We start from the raw sequence: 22,064 nt of genomic DNA on the forward strand, positions 1-22,064 counted from the left end.
GGTGAACGGATAGTCTATTCGTGTATGTATTTCTTTTTATATTATTTGATAAGGTAAATTCGCGAATTCGTATTTTTTATCTTTATCTTTTATTTTAACGGTTATCGGAAAGATGGTAGCTTTCTGACTCGTTGGCAGCCAGATCCGGTCTATAACTACTACAATAAATAGTCCATGTTCATCTCCGACAGGCTGAAATATGGTGCGATCACCTTTCCATAAAGGCAGGTTCATGTCTGTTTCTAACGCAGAGACTGCGCTTTCCACATCAGGAACGGGTAATCCCACTTCACTAACACATAGAATATCCGCCATTGTAAATTCATTGGAAGAAATACGGTTACTCTTCATATTATGGCGAGCGATAAATTCAACAATGTTTCCTACCGGATCACAAAAATAGACAGCATGCGCGTTCCAACTTTCAAACTCGAATTCGTCTTGAGACCCGTCTTTCAGCAGAGTAACCCGTTCTGACAAATAAGCCTTAGCAAGTTTGAACTTATCTTCATTAATATTTACTGCAAAGTGATAAAACGGGTTCTCTTTCTCTTGTTCGGTTAGAACAAATGTGAGATTCGTTTCCCCAACAGCAACTGTAAAGGAATTCGTATCTTCTTTTACGAAACCGAACCCTAGGGTATGGACATAAAATGTTTTCAAATCCTTTAACTCGTGAGTATTCAAGATAACCTCTTCAAAAATCAAGATTCATCACACCTTTCTTATGATATTTTACTATTTCTAATTTAACATAATTAGAGTGAGCAAAATGTCCTACTGTCGAACTTTTCTAACGAATAACATTAAGAATATCAGATATGATTTGTCTTCTAGCGAATACGACTACGACTTATTACTCGAAAATCTGGATGATGGTAGCTTTTCCATTTCTTAGCTCAACTTCAGCTATTGCTCCATTCACCAAAGTGATCTGAAGCGGCATATGCCCACAGTCTATATCGTAGACGACAGGGATCCCCAGCTCTATCTCCATTTCTTCATATACATCCATTACATCATAACCTTCTACTGGCTTATTCGCATGGCTTCGTCCAAATAAAACACCGCTGCAATGTGAAAACCAACCTGCCAGTTTCATTTGAATAAGGGAACGACGAAGGTCCGTTGCACTAAGTTCACAATTTTCCAGATACCAGAGAATGGGTTCACCATCTATATAATGACGCTGAAATGTCTCGACATCACCATAAGGAGTCCCTATTAAATGTCGGATTACATCAATACAGCCACCTAGTAAACGACCACGCAGAATCACATCAGACCCTTTAGTCGTCTTCCACTCTGTAGGTTCTGTTAATTCAAAAACACAGGGTGAAGGCTTCTCGTGATTCCATTTCTTCTGATATCGTTCTGAAGAGATTTGCTGAATTGTTTGACCGGGCCGTGTTGCTAGCACCGTTTCCCACATGGCAGTGGTCTCGTCCGAGTATATTCCTCTTATATCCATAAGATTTGTACCATGCGCTGTAGCGATACCCGTCCTAAGCGTAACCGCCAGCAGCAACACACTTATATCGGAATAACCCAAAATCCACTTTGGCTGAATTCGTTCATATTCAATAAGGTCCACGATCTCAATTAATAACTCCCCGCCCCAAGGCGGAAAGATCATCCCCATTTTGTCATTCTGCAAAAAATGATTCAGTTCCTCTGCGCGTAGGCTGGCAGGTGCTGATTTTGCTTTGTGCTGTGACCACACCGTTTGACCGCAAACCACGTGGTATCCTTTCGCCTCTAGACGAAGGACTGCCTGCTCAAGCAGTGGATGTAGTGTATTTACAACTCCTGATGAAGGTGCAGTAACCCCAACGGTCGTTCCCTTTTCTAAGAGTGGATACTGAATCATTGGATTCCTCCTATTTATATGTTCTAGAAAAATTATTAAATTTTTTGATATTATAATCTATCTTCATTTAGAATAATATGGTTTTATTTTTTTCATACTAAATTACAGAGGTAGATATGAGATAAGGTTGGTTATCAATGAAGTAAATAGGAAGAGAGATTAATCTTTTTATTGTGAATTTTTCATATGTTGAAATAATAAGGTTAATGGTAGGTTGGCCAAAAGACAAATAGACAAATAAAAATGGACCTAGTTCAGGTCCACTTTCGGGAAAATTAAGTTAATTTTTCAATTAATAGCGATGCACTAACCGTAGGCGTCCCCCCACCAATCGTGTTCTGAAGCACTTGATTACCCGTATTATCTATCCGATTTAATGTTAATACTCCACCTGCTGTTAGTGCCGCTATGACCTGCCCTTGATAAGGATTATTTCCTGCTCCTGAGCCGTAATTACTGCATGGAACAAGGGATGCCTCAACAGGCCCAGGGCCATCAGGGTCAAAAAACAATCCAAATGCAGAGTTGCCAGCTACGGGGAATACTTCCCAACTAATATGATAAAATCCATTTTCGTTAATTACCACACTCGTCGGAGGTGCAAAAGTTAAGGCTGTCGCACTGATTGTCGAATCGTTAAATGTGACGGCCCCACCTTGACCACCTGGAACCGGAGCGGCTGCTACGTTTTGTTCTTCCGTACTGCATAAAAATGCAAATGACGAGATACCTCCCGCTGGTCCTTGCGGTCCTTGCGGTCCTGCTGGTCCTGGAACTCCTTGCGGTCCTTGTGCTCCTGTTGGTCCGGCAGGCCCTGGTATTCCTTGCGGTCCACGAGGCCCCCGAACCGGCTTTACAATAACTTTCGAAGGAGGACAAGAGATCTTAACAATCTTTTTCTTAATGATTATATTCTTCTTTTTCTTTGGCTTACATACAGTTACCGTTTTTTTCACACATTTTCTTTTATTCTTATTGGATGGACAACTCATTAAAGGACACCTCCCTGTATATTCAAGATAGCTTACGTTCGAATTCTCTTTTTGGGAAAGACTATCACCTACTTTTAAGTAGACTTCTAACTATTATTTAAAAATAGGGCCATTCTATTAAGAAATATGTCTTGCTTTCATGAAACAGATCAATATGATTTACATATATTAGGAGTGGACAACTCATTCCCCTTACTTTTATAGGGGGATTTTTCTATTCCAAAACAAACAAAAAAACGTTAACCGCTGAATACCGGAAAACGTTTGTTAAGTATTGTTTCTTATTCTGTCTACTTGATAGAGTTATGACCAGTGCTACGTCTTCTGTATTAGCCCCTTCTATGCAAGCACTCATCCAAAAATAGTACATCCATCATTGTACCTGGGGAACAGATTATATAGGATACTCCTTTATCGATATGATCTTAGTATAAATAATCTATCAGTCTAATCTCTTATCTCTGTAGAAATATGCAGTTCTCTGTATTTGGCAGGTGTGATCCCTTCCTTTTTTCGAAACGTCGCCACAAAATGACTCACATCGTTAAATCCAGTCTGTGCGGACACTTCTTTGAGTGTTTTATCAGGATTCATAATCATCATCTTTTTAGCTTGGCGAAGACGCAGGTGAATGAGGTAAGAGTATGGACTCATCCCAAATGCATCCCGAAAAAGTTCATTCAAGTACGAAACACTCATATTCGCTTGTTCCACCATCTCAGCCAGCCCCACGTTCGAAGAAAAATGCTCTTCCATCCATCGTACAACGGGACGAAGTTTATCATAATATTGAGATAATGAGGGCTGCTCGTCACGCATACCATAGTTTCTTAGCAGCATAAGAAAACGATAGAGTGCTGTAGATAATTCCATTCCCGAGAGCTCTGTATCCCAGTCCGCTTTATGAATCATCTCTTCCATGAGAGATACGAAAGATGCACCTTCTGAATCGATAGCATAAATAGCAGAAGTATTCATATCAAGCGAGTTTAGTATAGCCTCGGCAGCAGTGCCGCCGAATGTAATGTATACGGTTACCCATCGATCCGATGCAGGGGAATAGGAATGAGGTGTGAATGGGGTGAGCAGTACGCCTTGACCTGGTGTCAGCAGGAAGCGTTCGCCCCTCATTTCCATACTTCCTTCCCCTTCCAAAGTATATAACCAGTGATAATACGGGTATCCGTCCGTTCGTGTAAATATCCGCTCCCAAGCGCTGTATCCCATCGTTTCAACAAATAGCGGAAGCGAGCTTTCTATTGTATTAAATACACATCTTCTGTTCTCATCGCCCCAGTTCACCTGATCCTCCCCCTTAACTAGACTCTTCCATATTCATATGATAACAAAAAAATCCAAGACAAGAGTTCAAAACTCTATCCTTGGATTTTTTCGATTTTCTATTTTAGAAATACATCTAAAGAAGCAAGCGCCTTACCCTCAAAATCGAACAATCCTTGATTGGCCCAGTGATTTCCCATTTCCGAGACATCGTTGCCATATTTCATACCAGCTAGACTTGCCCAGCTTGTCCCTTCAACCGGCAGCCAGGCCGGCTCCCAGTATACGATACCGAGACCCTTACCGTCAGGTACCTTACGGACTGTCTCCATTAAATCTTGAAGAAACTGTCCCTGGCCTTCGACCGTTGGCGGATATCCAGCAATTCTCGACATTTCTTCTGTGAAAATATCTGCTCCAGACAAACTCTCTGTCGTATGTCCATAAGCCGTTTCTACAACAAGCACCTCTTTATTAAAGCGAGCACTGATATCTTCCAAATTAAACTGTAAATCATCGAGACCGCCATGCCAGATCGGATAGTAAGATAACCCGATAATATCATAATCTACATTTCGTTTACTCATCTCATCAAACCATGTGCGGTACAATACATTTTGCCCGCCGGCATCCAGATGCAAAATAATTTTCATTGGTCCTGCTTCTCTTGTTGCCCGCACCCCTGCTTTTAGCAGTGCCGCAAGTGAATCGAACGATTTATCCCACTCTGCTGCTTCTGTTTCTTCAAAACTTTGCTTCTCAGGAACATAATTAGGTGTTTTACCTTCTGGCCAAAGCATGCCGTTCGTTGTCTCATTCCCGATTTGAACCAGATCCGGCATGACATCACACAGTCTGCATACTTCAAGCACTTCCCTGGTGTAGCGATATACTTCCTCTTCCAACCTGTCACCTGTATACGACTGCCAAGCCTTTGGCTTGTCTTGTTTCTTCGGATCTGCCCAAAAATCACTGTAATGAAAATCCAGCATAAACTGCATTCCGTGTGCTTTTGCTCTTTTTGCCAGTTCAATCGTCGTCTCCAGATCATTTGTACCGCCCATATATGGCTTACCTTCTTCATCGTATGGGTTCACCCACAAGCGCAATCGAACCGTGTTGAGTCCTTTTATTTGTAATATTTCAAATAGGTCTTTTTGTTCCTCACCTAGATAATATCTTCCTCCGAATTCTTCAACTTCTTTCAGCATGGAGATGTCTGCACCTTTAACAAACAAATGAGTCATAAAGTTCTTCCCTTCTATGTGTCAGTATACATATTATAAAGCGTTTTCAGTGAGAGTTGATATATAATAAACGATGGGTAAAGGGTATAAGAATATTATGTATATGTAATGTTAAAAAAATGAAAAAGGACGAAATACCAGAGCAGTCCCTGAAATTTCGTCCTTATTTCTTATATTTATGATATTCACGTTATTCAATGATATTCAAAGATTAATCCCAAGCCCTCTTTCAAAGACTTATCCACCGAAAAAGAAGTCAATGATATTTGAAGCCTTCGAGGATCTCTTATTATAAAATTCGGAATACCCGCAGTTTTTGCAGTATACTACAACAAACTGATTATTTTGTATGTCAAACATTTTTGATAATCCAGTACCTGTCATCGCAACTTCTTTGGTGTCCGCTTCCAAACCTCCGCATTTAAAACAGCCTCTTTCACTCATTTAAAATCGCCTCCTATTTATATAGTTATGAATACGAATAGGAAGCATCATAGGTTTCAATCTCTCTAACACCCAATCCTTTTCATTCCTAATAAAGACAATTACTATTGTTATTAAAAACTTAAAAATAGCAGCGCTGATCGGCTGCGGCATTCATCCTTTATTACATCTATAAGATGTAATTCTCATCTTTTGTTAAACTACCATCCTCCTCTTTATTAACTATAAACCTGCTGATCGCTTTAACCTTTCTGCGATCTGAATGAGGTCTTCTGCCGAGATTCCCGGCGCAAATTCTTCAGGCAAATCAGGCAGTTCCGGTACCGGTCCACTATATCCTGGCAGTCCCGCAAATGCCTCAAGTTTCCCGCCGTCTGTTGGATGAACCCCTTTCCAGATCTGGGCAATTTGCTGATAGTCTTTGTCACTGAATGTATAAAGTCTTCGGTGTTCTCCGGCTGCTTCCCACTTTCTTGTCGTATCAAATACTTTATTATCCAGTCTAGGTATAGGGAATAACTTGGTTACATCGACACCTGTAGCCATTTCAAGGGCTTTTGCATAAGCCAGAATATGTACACCGCCGCGCACAAGTAAATATCCGGTCATTTCCCTTGCCGCCGGATGATCTGTCATTTCATATACTCTCATTTTATGTGTGCGCGCTCCGCATTCTAAGAAGAAATTATGCAATAAATCAAATATGAGATTCCCGCTGCTTACCACATATGATCCGTTCCAAGGTCTTCCCATCGAGTCATAAGGAAGAGCCGTCTGTGCAGACTCAATAAAATGAGATGTCATCCGTGCATCTTTACCTATACGCAGCGGTGTTGTATCTGGATCTCCGGGAGATGTCGTACCGCTAAGCATAATGTTAATCGTATTCGCTACAAGCTCAACATGACCAAATTCTTCTGCTGTGATGCTCGCCACGATATCATAGAACGGACGAAGCTTAGATTTTCCTCTAAAGTTGAAGGATTGAAACATATAATTATTCAAAGTCGACATCTCTCCAAAACGTCCACCCATCAGTTCCTGAACGGCACTGGCACCATTGGGATCCGGTCCTGAAGACAGGGGAAGCGGCAGTTCAATTGCCAGACGATCTACTCGTTTAAACATTCCTATTTCCTCCTCAAAATGCTCTTTGTTTCATGTTATGTGAAGGTACTCGCGTGTTATGCATGGACAGGTTTTTTTGTCATTTATTGTTGCTGATTCTGTTGATTATATAAAAACGTAGAACACAAAAAGAGCCCCTCCTCTAACCGAGGCCACTGAAAAAGTCTACTCATAAAAAAAGGTACGGATCCTCAAAAAAGTTGAGGATCCGTACCTTTTTTTCGCTTATAATTAATGCATCATGAAAAGTAGGTGAGCGGATGATTCGACAACAACAAACCTTGGTTCTGAGTCCTTATGCGGCACTGTATGACATTGTTGTACCGAAGGACAATATGCTTCGTCAAATCAATGAATTGGTGGACTTCACTTTTATATACGAAGAGTTGGAAGCAAAATATTGCTTAGACAATGGACGTAACGCCATTGACCCGATTCGCATGTTTAAATATTTATTACTGAAAGCTATATTTGAACTCTCTGACGCAGACATTGTTGAACGCTCTAAGTATGACCTGTCGTTTAAATTTTTTCTTGGCATGGCACCAGAAGACTCGGTAATCGATCCAAGTTCTCTAACGAAATTCCGCAAACTACGTTTAAAAGATATGAACCTACTCGACATGCTTATCGGGCAGACCGTAACCCTTGCGATTGAGCAGGGTATCTTAAAAAGCACCTCTATCATCGTAGATGCCACGCATACGAAAGCTCGCTACAACCAGAAATCACCGCAAGAAATCCTGCAAGACCGTGCGCGGAAGCTGCGCAAAATGGTTTACACGATGGATGAATCGGTCAAAGCCAAAATGCCAGTAAAGAACGTGAACCATGTGCTCGAAGACGAAATTGCGTACTGTCAAAAACTTGTCGCTTTCATCGAAGAAGAATCCGGAATCGCACAGGTGCCAAAAATTGTAGAGCCGCTTAATCTTCTGAAAGAGACGATTGAGGATGATGTAGAGCAACTGCGCCTTGCAGCAGATCCAGACGCGCGCGTAGGACACAAGAGCGCAGATAGCGCCTTTTTCGGTTACAAAACACATCTAGCGATGACCGAGGAACGTCTAATAACGGCAGCTGTCATTACGACGGGCGAGAAAAATGATGGAAAACAATTACTGACACTGATCGAAAAAAGCCAAGCCGCCGGGATGCAGGTCAAAACGGTAATTGGAGATACGGCGTATTCTGAGAAGGATAACCTGATCTACACGAAACAAAACGAGATTGAACTTGTAGCGAAACTTAATCCACTCATTACACAAGGTGCTCGTAAGAAAGAGGACGAGTTTCTGTTCAACAAAGATGCTGGCATGTACGTTTGTCCAGCCGGACACATGGCGATTCGAAAAGCACGACAAGGGAAAACAGGCATCAGTAAAAACCAACAAGACACCTATTTTTTCGATGTGGAACTCTGCAAACGCTGTCCGTATAAGGAAGACTGTTACAGAGAAGGAGCCAAGAGCAAAACGTATTCCGTGACAGTAAAATCCGACGAACACTTGGAACAGAAGGCGTTCCAGGATACAGAATATTTCAAAACAAAATCGAAGGAACGCTACAAAATTGAAGCAAAGAACAGTGAACTCAAACATGGGCACGGGTATGATGTAGCCACATCCTCGGGTCTGCTTGGCATGCAACTGCAAGGTGCGATGGCCATATTCGCTGTAAATCTCAAACGAATACTGAAATTAGCAGACTAAGAACTACTAGTGAATACAGAATTATGAAGACAAAAAGAGGACATTCATCTCCAAAACACGGAGTGAATGTCTTCTTTTTACACTATTTGCACAGCCTCCAAAGAAAAGCGCAAGTTCTTCAGTGGCCTCCTCTAACCAGGGCTCTTTTTCGTTATTAGATCGTGTAGTCAATAGATTGTGTTTAATGTAATACATTATATTCGAAATTAGAAAACTCGGCAGTTCCGCCAATTTTTTCAGTAGAGAATAAAAATAAACCGATGCGGCATCCCATAAAATGATCGAGTTTATACACCATATGATGTGTAATTCCAAGTTTTGTCCAGCTCTCGCCGTCTAAATAGTGGAACATACACTCATCTGTATTATTTATGAAATTCGCCGATGCTTTCAACGTCACTTTGTTTTCTTTTACGGGAATTTTTGCATAGATTTCACCAGGCTTCGTATCCACTAGATTTTCAAAGATCGACTTATCGTCGGTATCCCGAGCGATCATTACCAAGTAATATTGCCCAGCCTCTTTCGTTAGAGCAATCAAACCATAAGTGCCAATTAAGAAACCTAAACCAGCATAATCGCCGTCTTGCAGTTCACTGCCATCTAGTGTAACGACTGCCTCACATGCAGGCCCCATCGCTCGCTGCGTCAACGTGTTCTGAGCAAACGTCAGATTGGGACTGATTTTTCCAGATTGAATACGGTAGGTCCCCGGCTTATCTGTCACAGACCATAGCTTATCATTCGGGATATGATTCCACTGCCAGAAATCTTTCAGCTTCACTTTTCCCTTCTCATCCGTATCATAACTAAAATCATCGCTTCCGATTAAGGGCTTATACTCATAACCCGGTCTCGTACTTGGGATCTCAATATAGGTTGGGGCCTCTTTCGCAAATACTGGGAAATCATCTTCGAAATGCAGTGGAACGATAACCGGGATCCGGCCTACCGCTCCATGATCCTGAAATAACATAGCGTACCAATCACCATCTGGTGTATCGACAATACCTCCCTGAGCTATTCCGGCATTGAAATACCCCATGTCATCATTAAAAACTTCTCCGCCTGTAAATTCACCCTCTAAAGAATCCGCAACATAACATGCCTGCGTTCTGCGGCCTTTGGTAGCAGGTGTGATATGTATAAAGAATGCATAATACTTTCCGTTTATTTTATATAGATGGGCGCCTTCATAACCTAAGAAGTATTCTCCTCGTTCTCTCACAATCATTCGGCTTAGCCCGTCCGGCTTTGGTCCAGATAAGTCTTCTTTTAGTTCAGTAAGATGAATGTTAGCGTTACCATAAATGAGATAAACACGGTCGTCGTCATCAAATAGAAGAGAACAGTCATGATAAAACCCTTCAATATACTGTTTTGTCCACGGCCCGTTTATATCACTTGCTGTATACAAGTAGGTTTTCTGCGTATCGTTTGCTACAAAAACGACATAGAATTTCCCTTTGTGATGACGGATAGAGGCTGCCCACATCCCCTTGCTGTAGATCTGCTGATCTCCCTCGAGCCTTTGAGCAGGCGTATCTTCCAGTATATCGTATACATGAGTAGCTACTTCCCAGTTGATCAAATCATAAGAACGCAGAATAACACACCCTGGCATCATATGCATCGTTGTACTCACCATATAATACGTATCTTCTACTCTAATCACGTCAAGATCCGGGTAATCAGCCCATATAATCGGATTGTTCTTCATGTCTTCTCTCCTATTCTTCATCATGATATTTTCGAAGCATCTATCCGTAAGAGACTATATCGTACGCCACCGATTCTAATGAATAGCGTACTCACTTTGTTGCACAACCTTGAGCCACTCGTTAGTAATAAGCTCGTGTCCCGCAGCGGTCGGATGAATTCCATCCCACATCCAGTATTCAGGAGTAACTTTGTCTGCTGCCTGATCAAATACCTCTTGCAGAGGGACAAATAAGGTATGGTATGTATGTGAGAGTTCCCTGACGATCAAACGATACTCATCGGTCTTTTTACGCAGCTCTGTCCAGTTATTTGCTGTTAATTCTGTCTTAAGGATAAAAGGCTCGCATAATACCAACCCTGTCTCAGGAAGAACCTCTTTTGTTTCGCTCAGCAGCTGGTAATAAATTCGTTCAAAACGATCTGTAGCTCCGCGCGGATCACCAGAAATAAGGCTCGTTGCATCATTAACACCAATAAGAATACTAATCAGGTCTGGTTGTATGCTAATTGTATCTTCATTCCAGCGTGCATACAGATCAGAGACGCGGTTTCCACTAATTCCTCTATTTATAAAATGAGGCTGGCTTGCTGCAAACTCTGCTCCTAACTTACTTGCAAGAAGATATACATAACCATGACCAAGTATATGATTGAGGTCCATATCTCGTCCCCAATTTCCATCGGTAATGGAGTCGCCTTGAAATAAGATGGTCTTTCTTTTTCGCTGCATAAGTCGTGTTCACTCCATTCAGCAGGCATAATTTGAATAATTATCTTTATATTGTACAAAATTCCAGACGCTCTTGACTAGGATAGATTTATTAAAATGCTAAAAAACTCATCGTCTCCCCTTGGAGGCAAGTGAGTTCTATTCTCTTATATCTTCAATCAGATCTATGGATTTAATCTCCCATCTGCCCTTCGTATGAATAAGTGAAAATAACAAACTTCCAGCATATATCTGTTTAAGATCATTATTCGTATCATAAGTGAAAGTTTCAAAATTAACGATCACTTGCGATTGATTTGCAGATCGATTAACCGCTTTTATATTTATTATCGGTTCTGGTAAATTGTTATTTTTATTAAATTCTAAGAATTGATTAACATCGGATGAATTTATTATTTCATGGTTTGAGACATCATCTTGATTTATATAATTTTTCACTACTTTAGAGGGAGAGCCATACAAAGAAAAACTAAAAAAAGCTGCCAAAGCAATAACGATTATAGGTATTATGACTATTAATTTCTTTTGGAAATCCATCGTAATCCCTTCTAGTTTAAAGTGGTATAAATACAAATCATATTCATACCACAGTTATTTTGCAGCGATTGCTTATTCGCCACTAGCACTCTTTAATCAAGAAAGCTCTAGTTACCTAGACGATCGATTGTCTTTCCTAATAAAAACTTCCGCTTTGCGAGATGAAATAACTTCGTTTTAGAAAGTTGCGGTGCAGATCGTATCACCCATTTTTTCGTCCATCTTGGAGCTTTAATAACGGCCTTCGCGATCATTCCCTGCATCCGGTGGACCATCATCACTTCTTTAGCTCGTAAATCGGTTAAAGACTCTACTTTTCTAAAATCGAGATCCTTAGCTTGGATAGACTCTTGAATTAATTCCGCTAAGAGGGCCGCTGTCTCTGCTGCCAAAGAAATTCCGATCGCCCCTACTGGGGACGAGCAATGAGCGGCATCTCCTATGAGTACACAACCTCTTTTATACCACTGATCCACAAAGAATACATCGGCCTTTAAGGTAACAAAAGACTGAAAATCAGTAATCTCACGCAGCGGTTCTTGTAAATCTGGGAATATCCTGATTAGCTCCTCTGACAGAGCATCGATTCCCCTCTGCTTTATTAGCTCCCATTCCCCTTTTCTCACGGTAAACCCGATTTGCAGCTCGTCACTTGAACTGGGTACAACAATGAAACTGCGATCATTAGTTACTCTGAAAAAAATATCTTTTTGCTGGTCTTCCTGAATGGGTAAGGTGAACCATAACATATCAAAATCATGATTCTTATATTTATACGTAAAACCACCCCGTTTTCGAATGGTTGAAAAGCGTCCGTCTGCTCCTACAGTCAAATGGGCTTTTATTCGAACTTCTTCATTCTGAGTAAGGGCAACCACCCCACTTATTCTGTCTTCTTCTGTAATCAATGACTTCACTCTGGCATTAAAAATCATGTGAAAATGATCATACTTTACCGCTTCATCATATAGAGCTTGGAGTAATACAGACTGCTTCATTCGTAAGGAAAAAGGCACTTCCGGCGTGTCCTCAACATAATCAATAGACGATATGAGTTTATCCTCGCTCCAAATTTCTCCCTTGTACAGCTTTATATGTTCATGTTCGTACAGAAGTTGATCCAGTCCTAATTGTTCCATTACTTGAATGAAACGAGGTTGTAACACTTCGCCTCTGAATTTACGTTCAAAATTCGGTTGACTCTCCAGCACCGTCACATGGGTTCCTTGCTTCGCTAACAAGAGACCTAGTAGCAACCCTGAAGGTCCTCCGCCAACGATACATACGGTTGTATCCCTATTTTGTGTCATCACATTTTGCTCCCAACATTACTTGCTTTTGGTATAGATTTATTCACCATCTCTTCATTTTAGCATCTTTTACACATGTTATAGGATGTAAGATAAAAAAGACGAAGAACTTAGAAGTTCTTCGCCTGGATCGCCAAATTAAACGGCCGTTTTTTCTTTTTTCACTAGTGCATGACCTTTACCGGTTGCCATTTTCCCTATCGATGCAATTAACATACATAACACCGAGTATAAGCAAAATCGTAAATAGACCATGGTAAGTGCTAAGAAGCGCTGCCTTCTTGGCATTTATATCTGATATCGTATCGATCTGACTCAGCTGGCCTATCTGTTTTTCATATTGATTTGCATTCAGTCGGTAGAGAAACCACCCAAGAAATGGTGCAAAGACAGCACCTGCATAGTTTCTAATCGTGTGCAGTGAAGCTGATCGACTGGATGCTTGATGTGCATTTCCGGCAAATAAAGTTCCGATTGCCCCTGATATAAAGGTCATACTGATGCCAAACCCTAAACAAGCCATTTGAAGATTTAGCCCAGTGAGCGATGCCTCAGGCTGTATCGAAGACCATTTGATACTTACGATAACGGTGAGTAAGGAACCTGCAATTCCTAGAATACCTGCTCCCCACTTATCGTACAATAGGGCGCATAAAATGGCAGACAGCACAATGCCTATAAAGAAGCAGCAATAAAAATAAGTGAAGTCGATGAACGAGACATTTTTAATCGTTCGCATATATCCATTTACCCCAACGAAGATCACAATAAGTGAAATATGTCCCGCTCCTGCCATCACCGTACCAAACACAGCCTTGGGCTTGGCTAACGCACGAATCGGCACGATAGGAAATTCTTTTCGACTATCATTTTTAATAAGGAACGCCACAAGGATGATAGCCATAACGAGAAAAGGCCAAACATAAACGGAATCAAAGCCTTTTTCCTGTAGATTAAGAATGGGAAATGCGAAAGCGATCGTCAGAAGACCTAATAAGAAAAGTCCCTTTCTGTTGATCACTATTTTTTCTTTTTGTTCTGCTTTTTGTTTAGGTAAGGTAACAAAACCAATGCAGAGACAAAGCAGTGAACAACATATATTAATCATGTACAGCCAGCGCCAAGCATCCGTGCTTAAAGATATCGTACCAAATATCGCTCCAATGGCTGACGCACCAAAGAGTCCCACTACGACCGAGAACATGAAGAACTGACGTAAATGGTTCGGAAAGGAAAGGAATTTAGCAGACAGGATCGTTAAGAACAGCATCCCCGCACTAAGCCCTTGGATCACCCTCCCGATGATTAACGTGGTTATATTATAGGATAATGCATCAATAATGGTCCCGCACAGAAAAACAAACACAAGGCTAAGATAAAAGTTTCGCAGACCGAATTTTTTAGAAAAAATACGACCTAATGGTATACCAATTGCAAAAGCAAGACTGGATAAACTTGAAGGAATAAGCATCTCCTGCGTACTCAGGTGAAGCCCATTCTGAATCACACTTTGTCCAACCGTATAAGAAAGATTAAGAAAATATTGGGGTCCAATCGAAAAGATCGTAAGAATCGACATAATTATGTATTTAGGAATACTTAATTTCTTTGGATTGGTTATCGCTTCATGGTTACTTTGACTCATATATGTCCTCCTCTAGTTGTCTAACGAGCCCGATCCTAACAGAAATGAAAGATGAATTTGTAGATAATTAGAACCCTCCTACATCTAAAATACTCACTTGATCAAATAACTTGTACTATACAAGTTGTATGTTACAAGTTATAGCGAACAAACTATATTATACAACTTCGTATTATTAAATCAATCACTAAATTTTATCGAGTGGTGATGTTGCTATTGTTATGTAGATTATTTATTCCATCTTTTGAAATCTCGATTTAAGCGAGTCAAATTGGCCTCTAAGGTTTTTAGTTCATCAGGAGTCCAATCTTGAAGCACCTTTTCATATACTTCATATCTGGCGCGCTGAACTCTCTGTAAAACTTCTTTGCCTTCCTCCGTAATTTCCAAAAGGCTGATTCGTCCATTATGAGGGTCAGGGAACCGCTGAATGAAATGTTTTGCTTCTAACGTAGCGACTTGTCTGCTTGCCGTGGAAAGACTAAGTTGTAATTTCTCAGCAAGGATATTCATCGCGAGCGGACTATCATTATCTAGTTCGCTAAGCAGAAGATATTCAGAACGATCAAGCGCTCCCAGTCGAGGCTTATAAGCGGTTGTAAGACGTACTAGCAATGCGATCTCGTGCTCAATAGTTTGAAGCGGGTCTTGTTTCATGGTTTATCCCTCTTTTATAAGCATTAGTTGATGAAGATGATATTCTTTCTCTCATCATTCGATATCGTTATTGTGTCATATTCGAACTCAGGGTACAAGATTGGTTTCATTTATTCCCCTCCAAGGTTCACTCCTTTCTCCATGATAACATGAGTCTATTTAAGTTACTGCTTGAAGGGGACAATATACTACCCTGTCATATCTGTATTCAAATTAAACTAATCCATTTCATTCGAATGGCCGCTCATCCTTATTAAACAGCAGATCCAGCACTTTTTCATTCGCCTTTCGGTTCTTTCCTTTATAAGGGTAACAGTGAATATGAATCGCAGGATTAAAGTTAATTTCGATAACGCTGTAATTCGATTCTGTCGCTTGCACATGAACGTCATCAATCATCATATCCACTCCGCAGATGGTTGCACCAGCAGCCTTCGCCGCTTGAATCGCAACCTGCATATAGCTGCCATCTACCTCTTCCGTATAATCAATGCTGTCTCCGCCTGTACTGATATTTGAGTTTTCTCTTAAATAGATGACTTCCCCTTCAGCAGGGATATCGTTCCACCCTTTATTATGATTCTTCAGAAACATCTCTTCTGAATCTCCCAGCTGGATCTTCTCCAAAGGTGTCTTGTATCCTCTTCCTCGAAGCGGGTCTTTATTCTTCTCATGAACCAATTCCTGAATGGTATGAACACCATCCCCCATGACATTGGCAGGAACCCGGTGCAGTACCCCTATAACCTCATCTCCCATCACGAGAAACCGATATTCTTTTCCTGTCATGAATTCTTCCAGCAGAACAGTTCGGTCATGCGTAAAAGCGATCTCGAAAGCTTTATCCATGTCTTCTCTAGCATATTCTTCGTTAAAAATCGTAATACCTAGTCCAAAGTTGGTCGATTTCGGTTTAATGACAATGGGCTTCCCTCGGTACAGATCATACGATTGCTTAGCTTCTTCTAAACTATGGAATACATCTCCAGACGGAACGCGTATGCCATGCTGAGATAATACAGCCTTAGTAACGACCTTATTTTCCATAATCAAGACGGTGCTATACGAATCTAACGACGTCTTTGTCGCTTGCTTCACGTATTCCTTATGATTTCCTTTGGTTAATACAACAAAGTTTTCTTCTCGGTCTAGTATTTCAAATGTTATTCCGCGTTTGACCGCTGCTTTTAGAAGAAGCTGAGTAGATAGCTCCAGATCCTCATATCCCGAAAAGCGATATCCTGTTAACAAGCTTTGCTTGGCATATTCTTTCGCTTTTTCGAGATGGTACGTAAGGTACGAAGATTTTTGAATTTCGGATTTCACAATTGATGCAGCACTGAGTTCTGGGTGCCTAATTTTCCGTTTCGCGCTCTCGAGAATTTGCACGTACATTTCTTTCTTAGGGAACAGAAGAGCCACCATCTCTTCCATTTCTTCGATGCAAGTGAGTGCAGTCTCTTTCATCAACTTTTTGCTGTTTTCTTTGTCGTATAAATGACCGGTTATCCCGTTAGTAATTAACTGATCATGATTCAAATCAGCGATCCTTTGATCCTGCTCGCTAAACGGCTCGTCCTTCTTCAGCAGCATAAAGAGTAAGAACATATGAATAAGCCTCAAGGTATCCATACTGATTCCATTCTTATGCAGCGGGTTTAAATCAATGAAACGCAGTTCCAAATAAGCGACTCCATCTTCTAACAGCTCTTGCAGTGGATCTATGCCTTTTGCGGTTTTTATACGAACCGGGCTATAAAACTCTTTTACACTCAGTAACTCATCTTTCTGAATTAATTCTTTTAGATCATGAACATAATCTTTAGCAGAATCATAGGAAACCCTCACCGGTTTTGGATTACGATAGCCGCATGAACTGTTTCGCAGTGAATTCATATTCGGAAAATAATAGCTTTCGTTATCATCGGAATGTCCTTTTGCTACACAAATATCCATATAAGTTCGATCGAACACAGGGCTTGCTCCTGTTAAATAGATCAGCATCCAGCGGTATCGAAGCATGTTCCGTGCTACTTTAAAATAAACCGCATCTTTGAACAATTTGTATTCTTCACTGCCGCCTTCAATGCGGTGCAGTTTACGAAGAACACGTTCATCAAACGAGAAGTTATAATGAATTCCGCTAAGCAGCTGGCGTTTTCGCCCATATTTATCCGCTAGCTCATGACGATATTCATCCGCAACGGGATCGTTCATTTGTGCGATTGGAATTTCATTTTCTTTTGGCAGCATGGGAGGGTTACTGCTTGGCCATAAGTACTCCCCCTTCTCCATTAATTCATTAGATACGATATCCTGCAGCGCCTCTAGAAAATGATAAGCTTCCTCTATTGATTCAAATGTGGGTGTAATCATTTCCATTTGGCTCTCCGAAAAGTCCGTTTGAATATAAGGATGCTCGAGTTTATTCCCAAACGCTTCTGGATGAGGAGTTAAGGCAAGCTTACCTTCTTGATTTACCCTTACATTTTCTTTTTCCAGTCCAAACTTACCTTGGAGCAGTTCTTCTTCTATTGCATGTTCCTTTAACCGTTCAATGAATTTATGATCTAGTAATCTCATGAATGAACCTTCCTTCTTGTTTTAGATCACCGTTTGTGGAACCGTCATTTTGCGTAAAGATCTTCTAAACCAATAGACGAGAACCAGACCTTTAAACACACTGCTTAGAGCAATTGCCATCCAAATCCCATTCAAACCTAAAGGTTCCGATAAAATAATAGCAAGCGGTATTCTTAGTGCTGTAAATGTGATGCTAAATAGCGGCGGGATATGTGTCTTCCCTATTCCATTAAATGCACCCACTGTCATTAGTTCAAGACACATGAACAACTGAGAATAGCCTAAGATTCGCATATAATCCGTTCCAAGAGCGAGACTCTTCGCATCGGATAAGAATAGAGAAAACAGTTGCTCTGGGAATAGGACAAAAATAAGAGAAATAACAATACCGAATACAGAAGTCAGCGAGAGTGCTTTGGCATAACCCTCATGGATACGATCCATCCGCCGGGCCCCATAATTTTGTCCGAAAAAGGCCGCGATCGCACCTTGCAGACCTCCAATGGTCATATAAGAGATCGATTCAATTTGAATTCCTACTTTTTGAACGGCAATGGCCTCCGCTCCAAAACGTACGATTAATTTGGCAATAATAATGGAGATAATCGTAAAAGTAACGCGCTGAATCGTGATCGGTACCCCCATACGGATCACTTCTTTTAACAGCTTGGTATCCCATGCAAGTGCAATGGTAACCAGTTTAGAGTGCCGAGCCTGGAGGATAAATAACAGGGTCACAACGATATTCGCTGTTAGTGTCGCAATCGCAGCACCTACCACACCCCATCCTTCAAAACTTCCAAAACCAAAGATGAGGAATGGATCCAGGGCAATATTTAAAATAAGTCCTATCGTATAAATTCGAAATGGTTGCCTGCTGTTCCCCATCGCATTCAAGATCGTAGCGTATAACGTATTCAGTATGGAAAATACGGTCCCTAAAATAGAAATGAGTAGAAACTGTTTTGCCATTCGTTCCACTTCATTACTTCCCAGATCAAAGAAACCAATCAGCTGATCCTGAGTTAGAAAGACAAAAATCATATACAGTACACTTAACAAAACAGACATCACAAATCCATTTTTCACATATGCTTTAGCTTTGTCTTCCTGACCGGCTCCCATACAATGAGATACTTTAATCCCCGTACCAATCGTTATCAAAGTAGACAAAGCAATGGCTAAATTGATAAAAAAGCTGGCTGTACCAATGGCCGCAACCGCGCCGCTGCCAAGTCTTCCAACCCAGATCATATCGACAAGTCCATATGTTGTTGAGATGAAATTCGTCGCAACAATGGGAAGTGCTAATTTCATTAAAGTCGGCATAATCGGGCCTTGCGTTAAATCGTTTGTACCTTTCATTCCTATGTATCTCCTTCCTCCCATTATAAAAAACCGATCACAAGGATCGGCATAGCAAAACGATATCAATTCTTCTCGCTGAAGTGAGAGCTACGAAGATCGTTACGTCCTCTCTACGAGCAGCACAGGAGATGAACATATAATTACATGTTTATATTACGATTTGCATTATCAAGAATACTAGAGTAAAGGGCTGGGTAAACCAGCCCCTCCTCATCAAACCGTACGTGAGGTTTTCCCTCATACGGCTTTCCGATGTTCGTCATTCATGTGCATACAGATTACAAGAGCGTTTTGAGTCCACATTGTCTCGCCATGTACCGCACTTCTTGGACCGCACTTTGCCACCGAGAACGTTGCCTTTTCTTTGCATACCATTTTGCCAAACGCAACACAATGTACCAATCTAACTTCGCCATTTTTCGTTGGCTGTAAGACGTGTGGTAGTAATTGCGCCACCCCTGAATCTTCGGGTTCAGCCAACCTACGTGCTCCGCGAGTGACTTATGTCTCTGGCTGGACGGAGCTAAGCGCTCTTTTACCACTTCCCGGATGCGTTCCTCCGCTTTCCGGCACAGCCACTGCTGCGTGGTATAGTACACTTTTCCGTAGGATGTTTCAGCTTTTGTCTTGCGATGATGCATGCCTAGAAAATCAAACCCTTCTTCTCCCGTCCATAATCCTACAATCCGCGTTTTCGTCGGATGCAAGGTCAGTTCCAGACGATCCATAATCGCACGTATGAGTGCATACGCCCGTTCTGCATCTTTCTTCGTTTTGCATACAACAACAAGGTCATCTGCGTATCGCGTAAGTTCCCCGATTCCACTGCCATGTCGTTCCCACAGAATATCAAAATAATTCAAATAGATATTCGCGAGAAGAGGGGATATCACGCCGCCTTGTGGTGTACCCAGATCGGATCGTCTGACCTTGCCTTCTTCCATCACTCCCGTGTTCAGCCACTTCCGTACCAGCTTCAGGACGCGCCTGTCGCTGATTCGCATCTCCACCAGTTTCATTAGTTTCTCTTGGTTGATGTTGTCGAAGTAGCCTTGGATGTCGACGTCGACCACCCAATTCCCTTTCCGGTTGCAGGCTTTTCGGATACGGTCCAGTGCCCCTTTCGCACTTCGTTTTGGACGGAATCCAAATGAAGATTCCTGAAAGTCCGCTTCAAAGATCGGTTCCATGACCAGTTTCGCTGCCATCTGAATGACGCGGTCTCGGACGGTTGGGATACCCAGCGGTCTTTGCTTCCCGTCTTTCTTCGGAATATAATGCCGTCGTACGGGCTGTGGATGGTATTTGTTTTCCTTCAAGCATCGTTGGCATTCGTACAGGAAAAATGCTTCTCCCTTTTCCTCAATATCCGAAAGAGTTTCTCCATCGACGCCAGCCGATCCTTTGTTAGCTCGTACTCTTCGCCAGGCTTCCTCTAATACATCCATTCGGTAGACCTTGTCGTACAATGCGTGGAATCTGCGCTTCTTGTTTTCCTTGGCCGCATGACCTAGTTTCTTTTGGAGTTGTTGAACGTTTTCTTTTGGTGTCGTTAGCCGTTTGGCATTCACTAATTCGTACCTCCTAAAAAAAACATGAACAAAGCAGGGCTCCTTCCCTCCTGCAGGTTGTGTTGTCCTACAGTTCCTCAGTACTATGAGCCCCTCGGACTCCCTTCCTGCAAGTAGATCATTTCGTCTTTTGGACTTATAGACCACTTTGTTACGGGTTAAAAAAAAAAATCCGTGCAGGGGAGGGTCTCCCCAGTTCACTGCATCTTCTTTCATACCATGCCGATCCCCTTACGCCGGAGAATTCTTCACTGCCGCTCCAAGTTCTTAGCAGTTTCCGTGGCCTTCACCCATTAAGCCGGGGTTCGGCTTCCCCTCGTCCCTCTTGCGAGGCCTTTTTGACGACGCGGCAGGATTCACTTGATGTTACGGCCTGGTATGTTGCTCGCTCTGTCTCCAACAGATACTTTTGTCGATACGCTTCTACGCACAGTTTTCACCGTACGTAGGTATCCTAGCTACACAGGGGCTTGGCCCCTCCCGTGACCGGACTTTCACCGGCTAGAAGATGCGTGCTTAGCTGGGCACGCACACAAGAAAAAAGCTTCTTCAATTGAAGAAGCTGACCTGCTAATCAGTCAGATTAGCACCAATCATAATACCCGTATCTCCGGGATCTTGCAAAGATATTTCCGAGATCGCCCAATATTCAGGGTCACCTGCTTTCACAATAGTGAGGACTGCTTTCCCATAATCTATAATTCCATCCGCAGGTACGAGTAGCGGATAGGAAAATGAAATTTGTACTTTATCAGCTGACAAGGTTTTTGTATCCATCTTCGTTACCGTTCCCATATGCGGACTCGATCCGCCTGTAACCCAGGAATTATCTTCAAATTCTTGTTTGGTTTTTTTCTGTAATTCCGAAGTCATCACTGCATACTGAGTTGGACCGCTTCGACGCTGCACTCCGCGAATCCATGTATTTGCAGCTTCTTCCGGTGTTGTTGCAGCAAGCCCGTTCATCAGACCATTTACTTGTCTGGCTAAATGAGTTGCTTCTGGAAGGGTAATATAAATACCGTGGTCTTTATATTCCACTTCTCCTTTAAACAGCTGCACCATGGTGCGTAAAGAAATCATTGCCGTACCTTTTTCGATTTTTAATTTCCCATAGGAATTTGAATATTCTACATTATTAATATAAATCTGTGGCAAGGATGTCATCGCGACGGCAGAACCGGATATCAATACAAAAGCAGAACACGTCACCATCAAGACCTTGAATCGTTTTTTCATGTCGCATCATTCTCCTGGTATAATTTGT

18 protein-coding genes are annotated in these 22,064 nt (G+C 41.7%); 1 reads left to right on the forward strand and 17 read right to left on the reverse strand.

Annotated features, from left to right (window positions below):
- Window positions 1-36 precede the first annotated feature (36 nt).
- The 7 genes from QPK24_RS13505 to QPK24_RS13535 all read right to left on the reverse strand — a co-directional run bounded on the left by QPK24_RS13505 (window position 37) and on the right by QPK24_RS13535 (window position 6,962).
- A complete protein-coding gene (locus QPK24_RS13505) occupies window positions 37-708 on the reverse strand; it encodes a VOC family protein (RefSeq protein ID WP_285741858.1) in 672 nt (223 codons plus the stop codon).
- Between the two features lie 148 nt (window positions 709-856).
- Window positions 857-1,870 (reverse strand): S66 family peptidase, encoded by a 1,014-nt coding sequence (locus QPK24_RS13510; protein WP_285741860.1) that lies wholly within the window; start codon window positions 1,868-1,870, stop codon window positions 857-859.
- Window positions 1,871-2,145: 275 nt separating this feature from the next.
- A complete protein-coding gene (locus QPK24_RS13515; RefSeq protein ID WP_285741862.1) occupies window positions 2,146-2,862 on the reverse strand; it encodes a collagen-like protein in 717 nt (238 codons plus the stop codon).
- A gap of 447 nt (window positions 2,863-3,309) precedes the next feature.
- Complete coding sequence (locus tag QPK24_RS13520; RefSeq protein WP_285741865.1) at window positions 3,310-4,164, reverse strand: AraC family transcriptional regulator; 855 nt, start codon at window positions 4,162-4,164, stop codon at window positions 3,310-3,312.
- 98 nt (window positions 4,165-4,262) lie between these two features.
- A complete protein-coding gene (locus QPK24_RS13525) occupies window positions 4,263-5,390 on the reverse strand; it encodes a glycoside hydrolase family 53 protein (RefSeq protein ID WP_285741867.1) in 1,128 nt (375 codons plus the stop codon).
- 237 nt (window positions 5,391-5,627) lie between these two features.
- Window positions 5,628-5,834 carry a zinc ribbon domain-containing protein gene (locus tag QPK24_RS13530; protein WP_160031605.1) on the reverse strand — a complete coding sequence of 69 codons (207 nt, stop codon included), beginning with the start codon at window positions 5,832-5,834 and terminating at the stop codon, window positions 5,628-5,630.
- A 222-nt stretch (window positions 5,835-6,056) separates the two neighbouring features.
- Window positions 6,057-6,962, reverse strand: coding sequence for a manganese catalase family protein (locus tag QPK24_RS13535; RefSeq protein ID WP_285741871.1), 906 nt, complete (start codon window positions 6,960-6,962; stop codon window positions 6,057-6,059).
- A gap of 260 nt (window positions 6,963-7,222) precedes the next feature.
- On the opposite strand from QPK24_RS13535, the gene QPK24_RS13540 reads away from it, so the two are divergent.
- Window positions 7,223-8,674, forward strand: a complete 1,452-nt coding sequence (locus tag QPK24_RS13540; RefSeq protein ID WP_285741873.1) for an IS1182 family transposase — start codon at window positions 7,223-7,225, stop codon at window positions 8,672-8,674.
- A 181-nt stretch (window positions 8,675-8,855) separates the two neighbouring features.
- Here the strand turns inward: QPK24_RS13540 and QPK24_RS13545 are convergent, their stop codons facing one another.
- The 10 genes from QPK24_RS13545 to QPK24_RS13590 form a co-directional block, all read right to left on the reverse strand.
- Window positions 8,856-10,394, reverse strand: a complete 1,539-nt coding sequence (locus tag QPK24_RS13545; RefSeq protein ID WP_285741875.1) for a glycoside hydrolase family 43 protein — start codon at window positions 10,392-10,394, stop codon at window positions 8,856-8,858.
- Window positions 10,395-10,469: 75 nt separating this feature from the next.
- Window positions 10,470-11,126, reverse strand: a complete 657-nt coding sequence (locus QPK24_RS13550; RefSeq protein ID WP_285741877.1) for an SGNH/GDSL hydrolase family protein — start codon at window positions 11,124-11,126, stop codon at window positions 10,470-10,472.
- Between the two features lie 138 nt (window positions 11,127-11,264).
- On the reverse strand, window positions 11,265-11,663 hold the full coding sequence (locus QPK24_RS13555) for a hypothetical protein (RefSeq protein WP_285741879.1): 399 nt from the start codon (window positions 11,661-11,663) through the stop codon (window positions 11,265-11,267).
- 107 nt (window positions 11,664-11,770) lie between these two features.
- Window positions 11,771-12,973 (reverse strand): FAD-dependent monooxygenase, encoded by a 1,203-nt coding sequence (locus tag QPK24_RS13560; protein ID WP_285741881.1) that lies wholly within the window; start codon window positions 12,971-12,973, stop codon window positions 11,771-11,773.
- Between the two features lie 178 nt (window positions 12,974-13,151).
- Entirely contained in the window at window positions 13,152-14,618 is a 1,467-nt protein-coding gene (locus tag QPK24_RS13565) for an MFS transporter (RefSeq protein ID WP_285741883.1), read from the reverse strand.
- 228 nt (window positions 14,619-14,846) lie between these two features.
- A complete protein-coding gene (locus QPK24_RS13570; RefSeq protein ID WP_285741886.1) occupies window positions 14,847-15,275 on the reverse strand; it encodes a MarR family winged helix-turn-helix transcriptional regulator in 429 nt (142 codons plus the stop codon).
- Window positions 15,276-15,503: 228 nt separating this feature from the next.
- Window positions 15,504-17,858 carry a bifunctional glutamate--cysteine ligase GshA/glutathione synthetase GshB gene (gene gshAB / locus QPK24_RS13575; protein ID WP_285741887.1) on the reverse strand — a complete coding sequence of 785 codons (2,355 nt, stop codon included), beginning with the start codon at window positions 17,856-17,858 and terminating at the stop codon, window positions 15,504-15,506.
- A 21-nt stretch (window positions 17,859-17,879) separates the two neighbouring features.
- Window positions 17,880-19,223 carry an MATE family efflux transporter gene (locus QPK24_RS13580; protein WP_285741889.1) on the reverse strand — a complete coding sequence of 448 codons (1,344 nt, stop codon included), beginning with the start codon at window positions 19,221-19,223 and terminating at the stop codon, window positions 17,880-17,882.
- A gap of 281 nt (window positions 19,224-19,504) precedes the next feature.
- A complete protein-coding gene (ltrA, locus tag QPK24_RS13585; protein WP_191805290.1) occupies window positions 19,505-20,797 on the reverse strand; it encodes a group II intron reverse transcriptase/maturase in 1,293 nt (430 codons plus the stop codon).
- 570 nt (window positions 20,798-21,367) lie between these two features.
- A complete protein-coding gene (locus QPK24_RS13590; RefSeq protein ID WP_285741895.1) occupies window positions 21,368-22,036 on the reverse strand; it encodes a hypothetical protein in 669 nt (222 codons plus the stop codon).
- Between the last annotated feature and the right edge of the window lie 28 nt (window positions 22,037-22,064).

It is taken from the genome of Paenibacillus polygoni (assembly GCF_030263935.1).
GTDB classification, from domain to species: domain Bacteria; phylum Bacillota; class Bacilli; order Paenibacillales; family Paenibacillaceae; genus Paenibacillus; species Paenibacillus polygoni.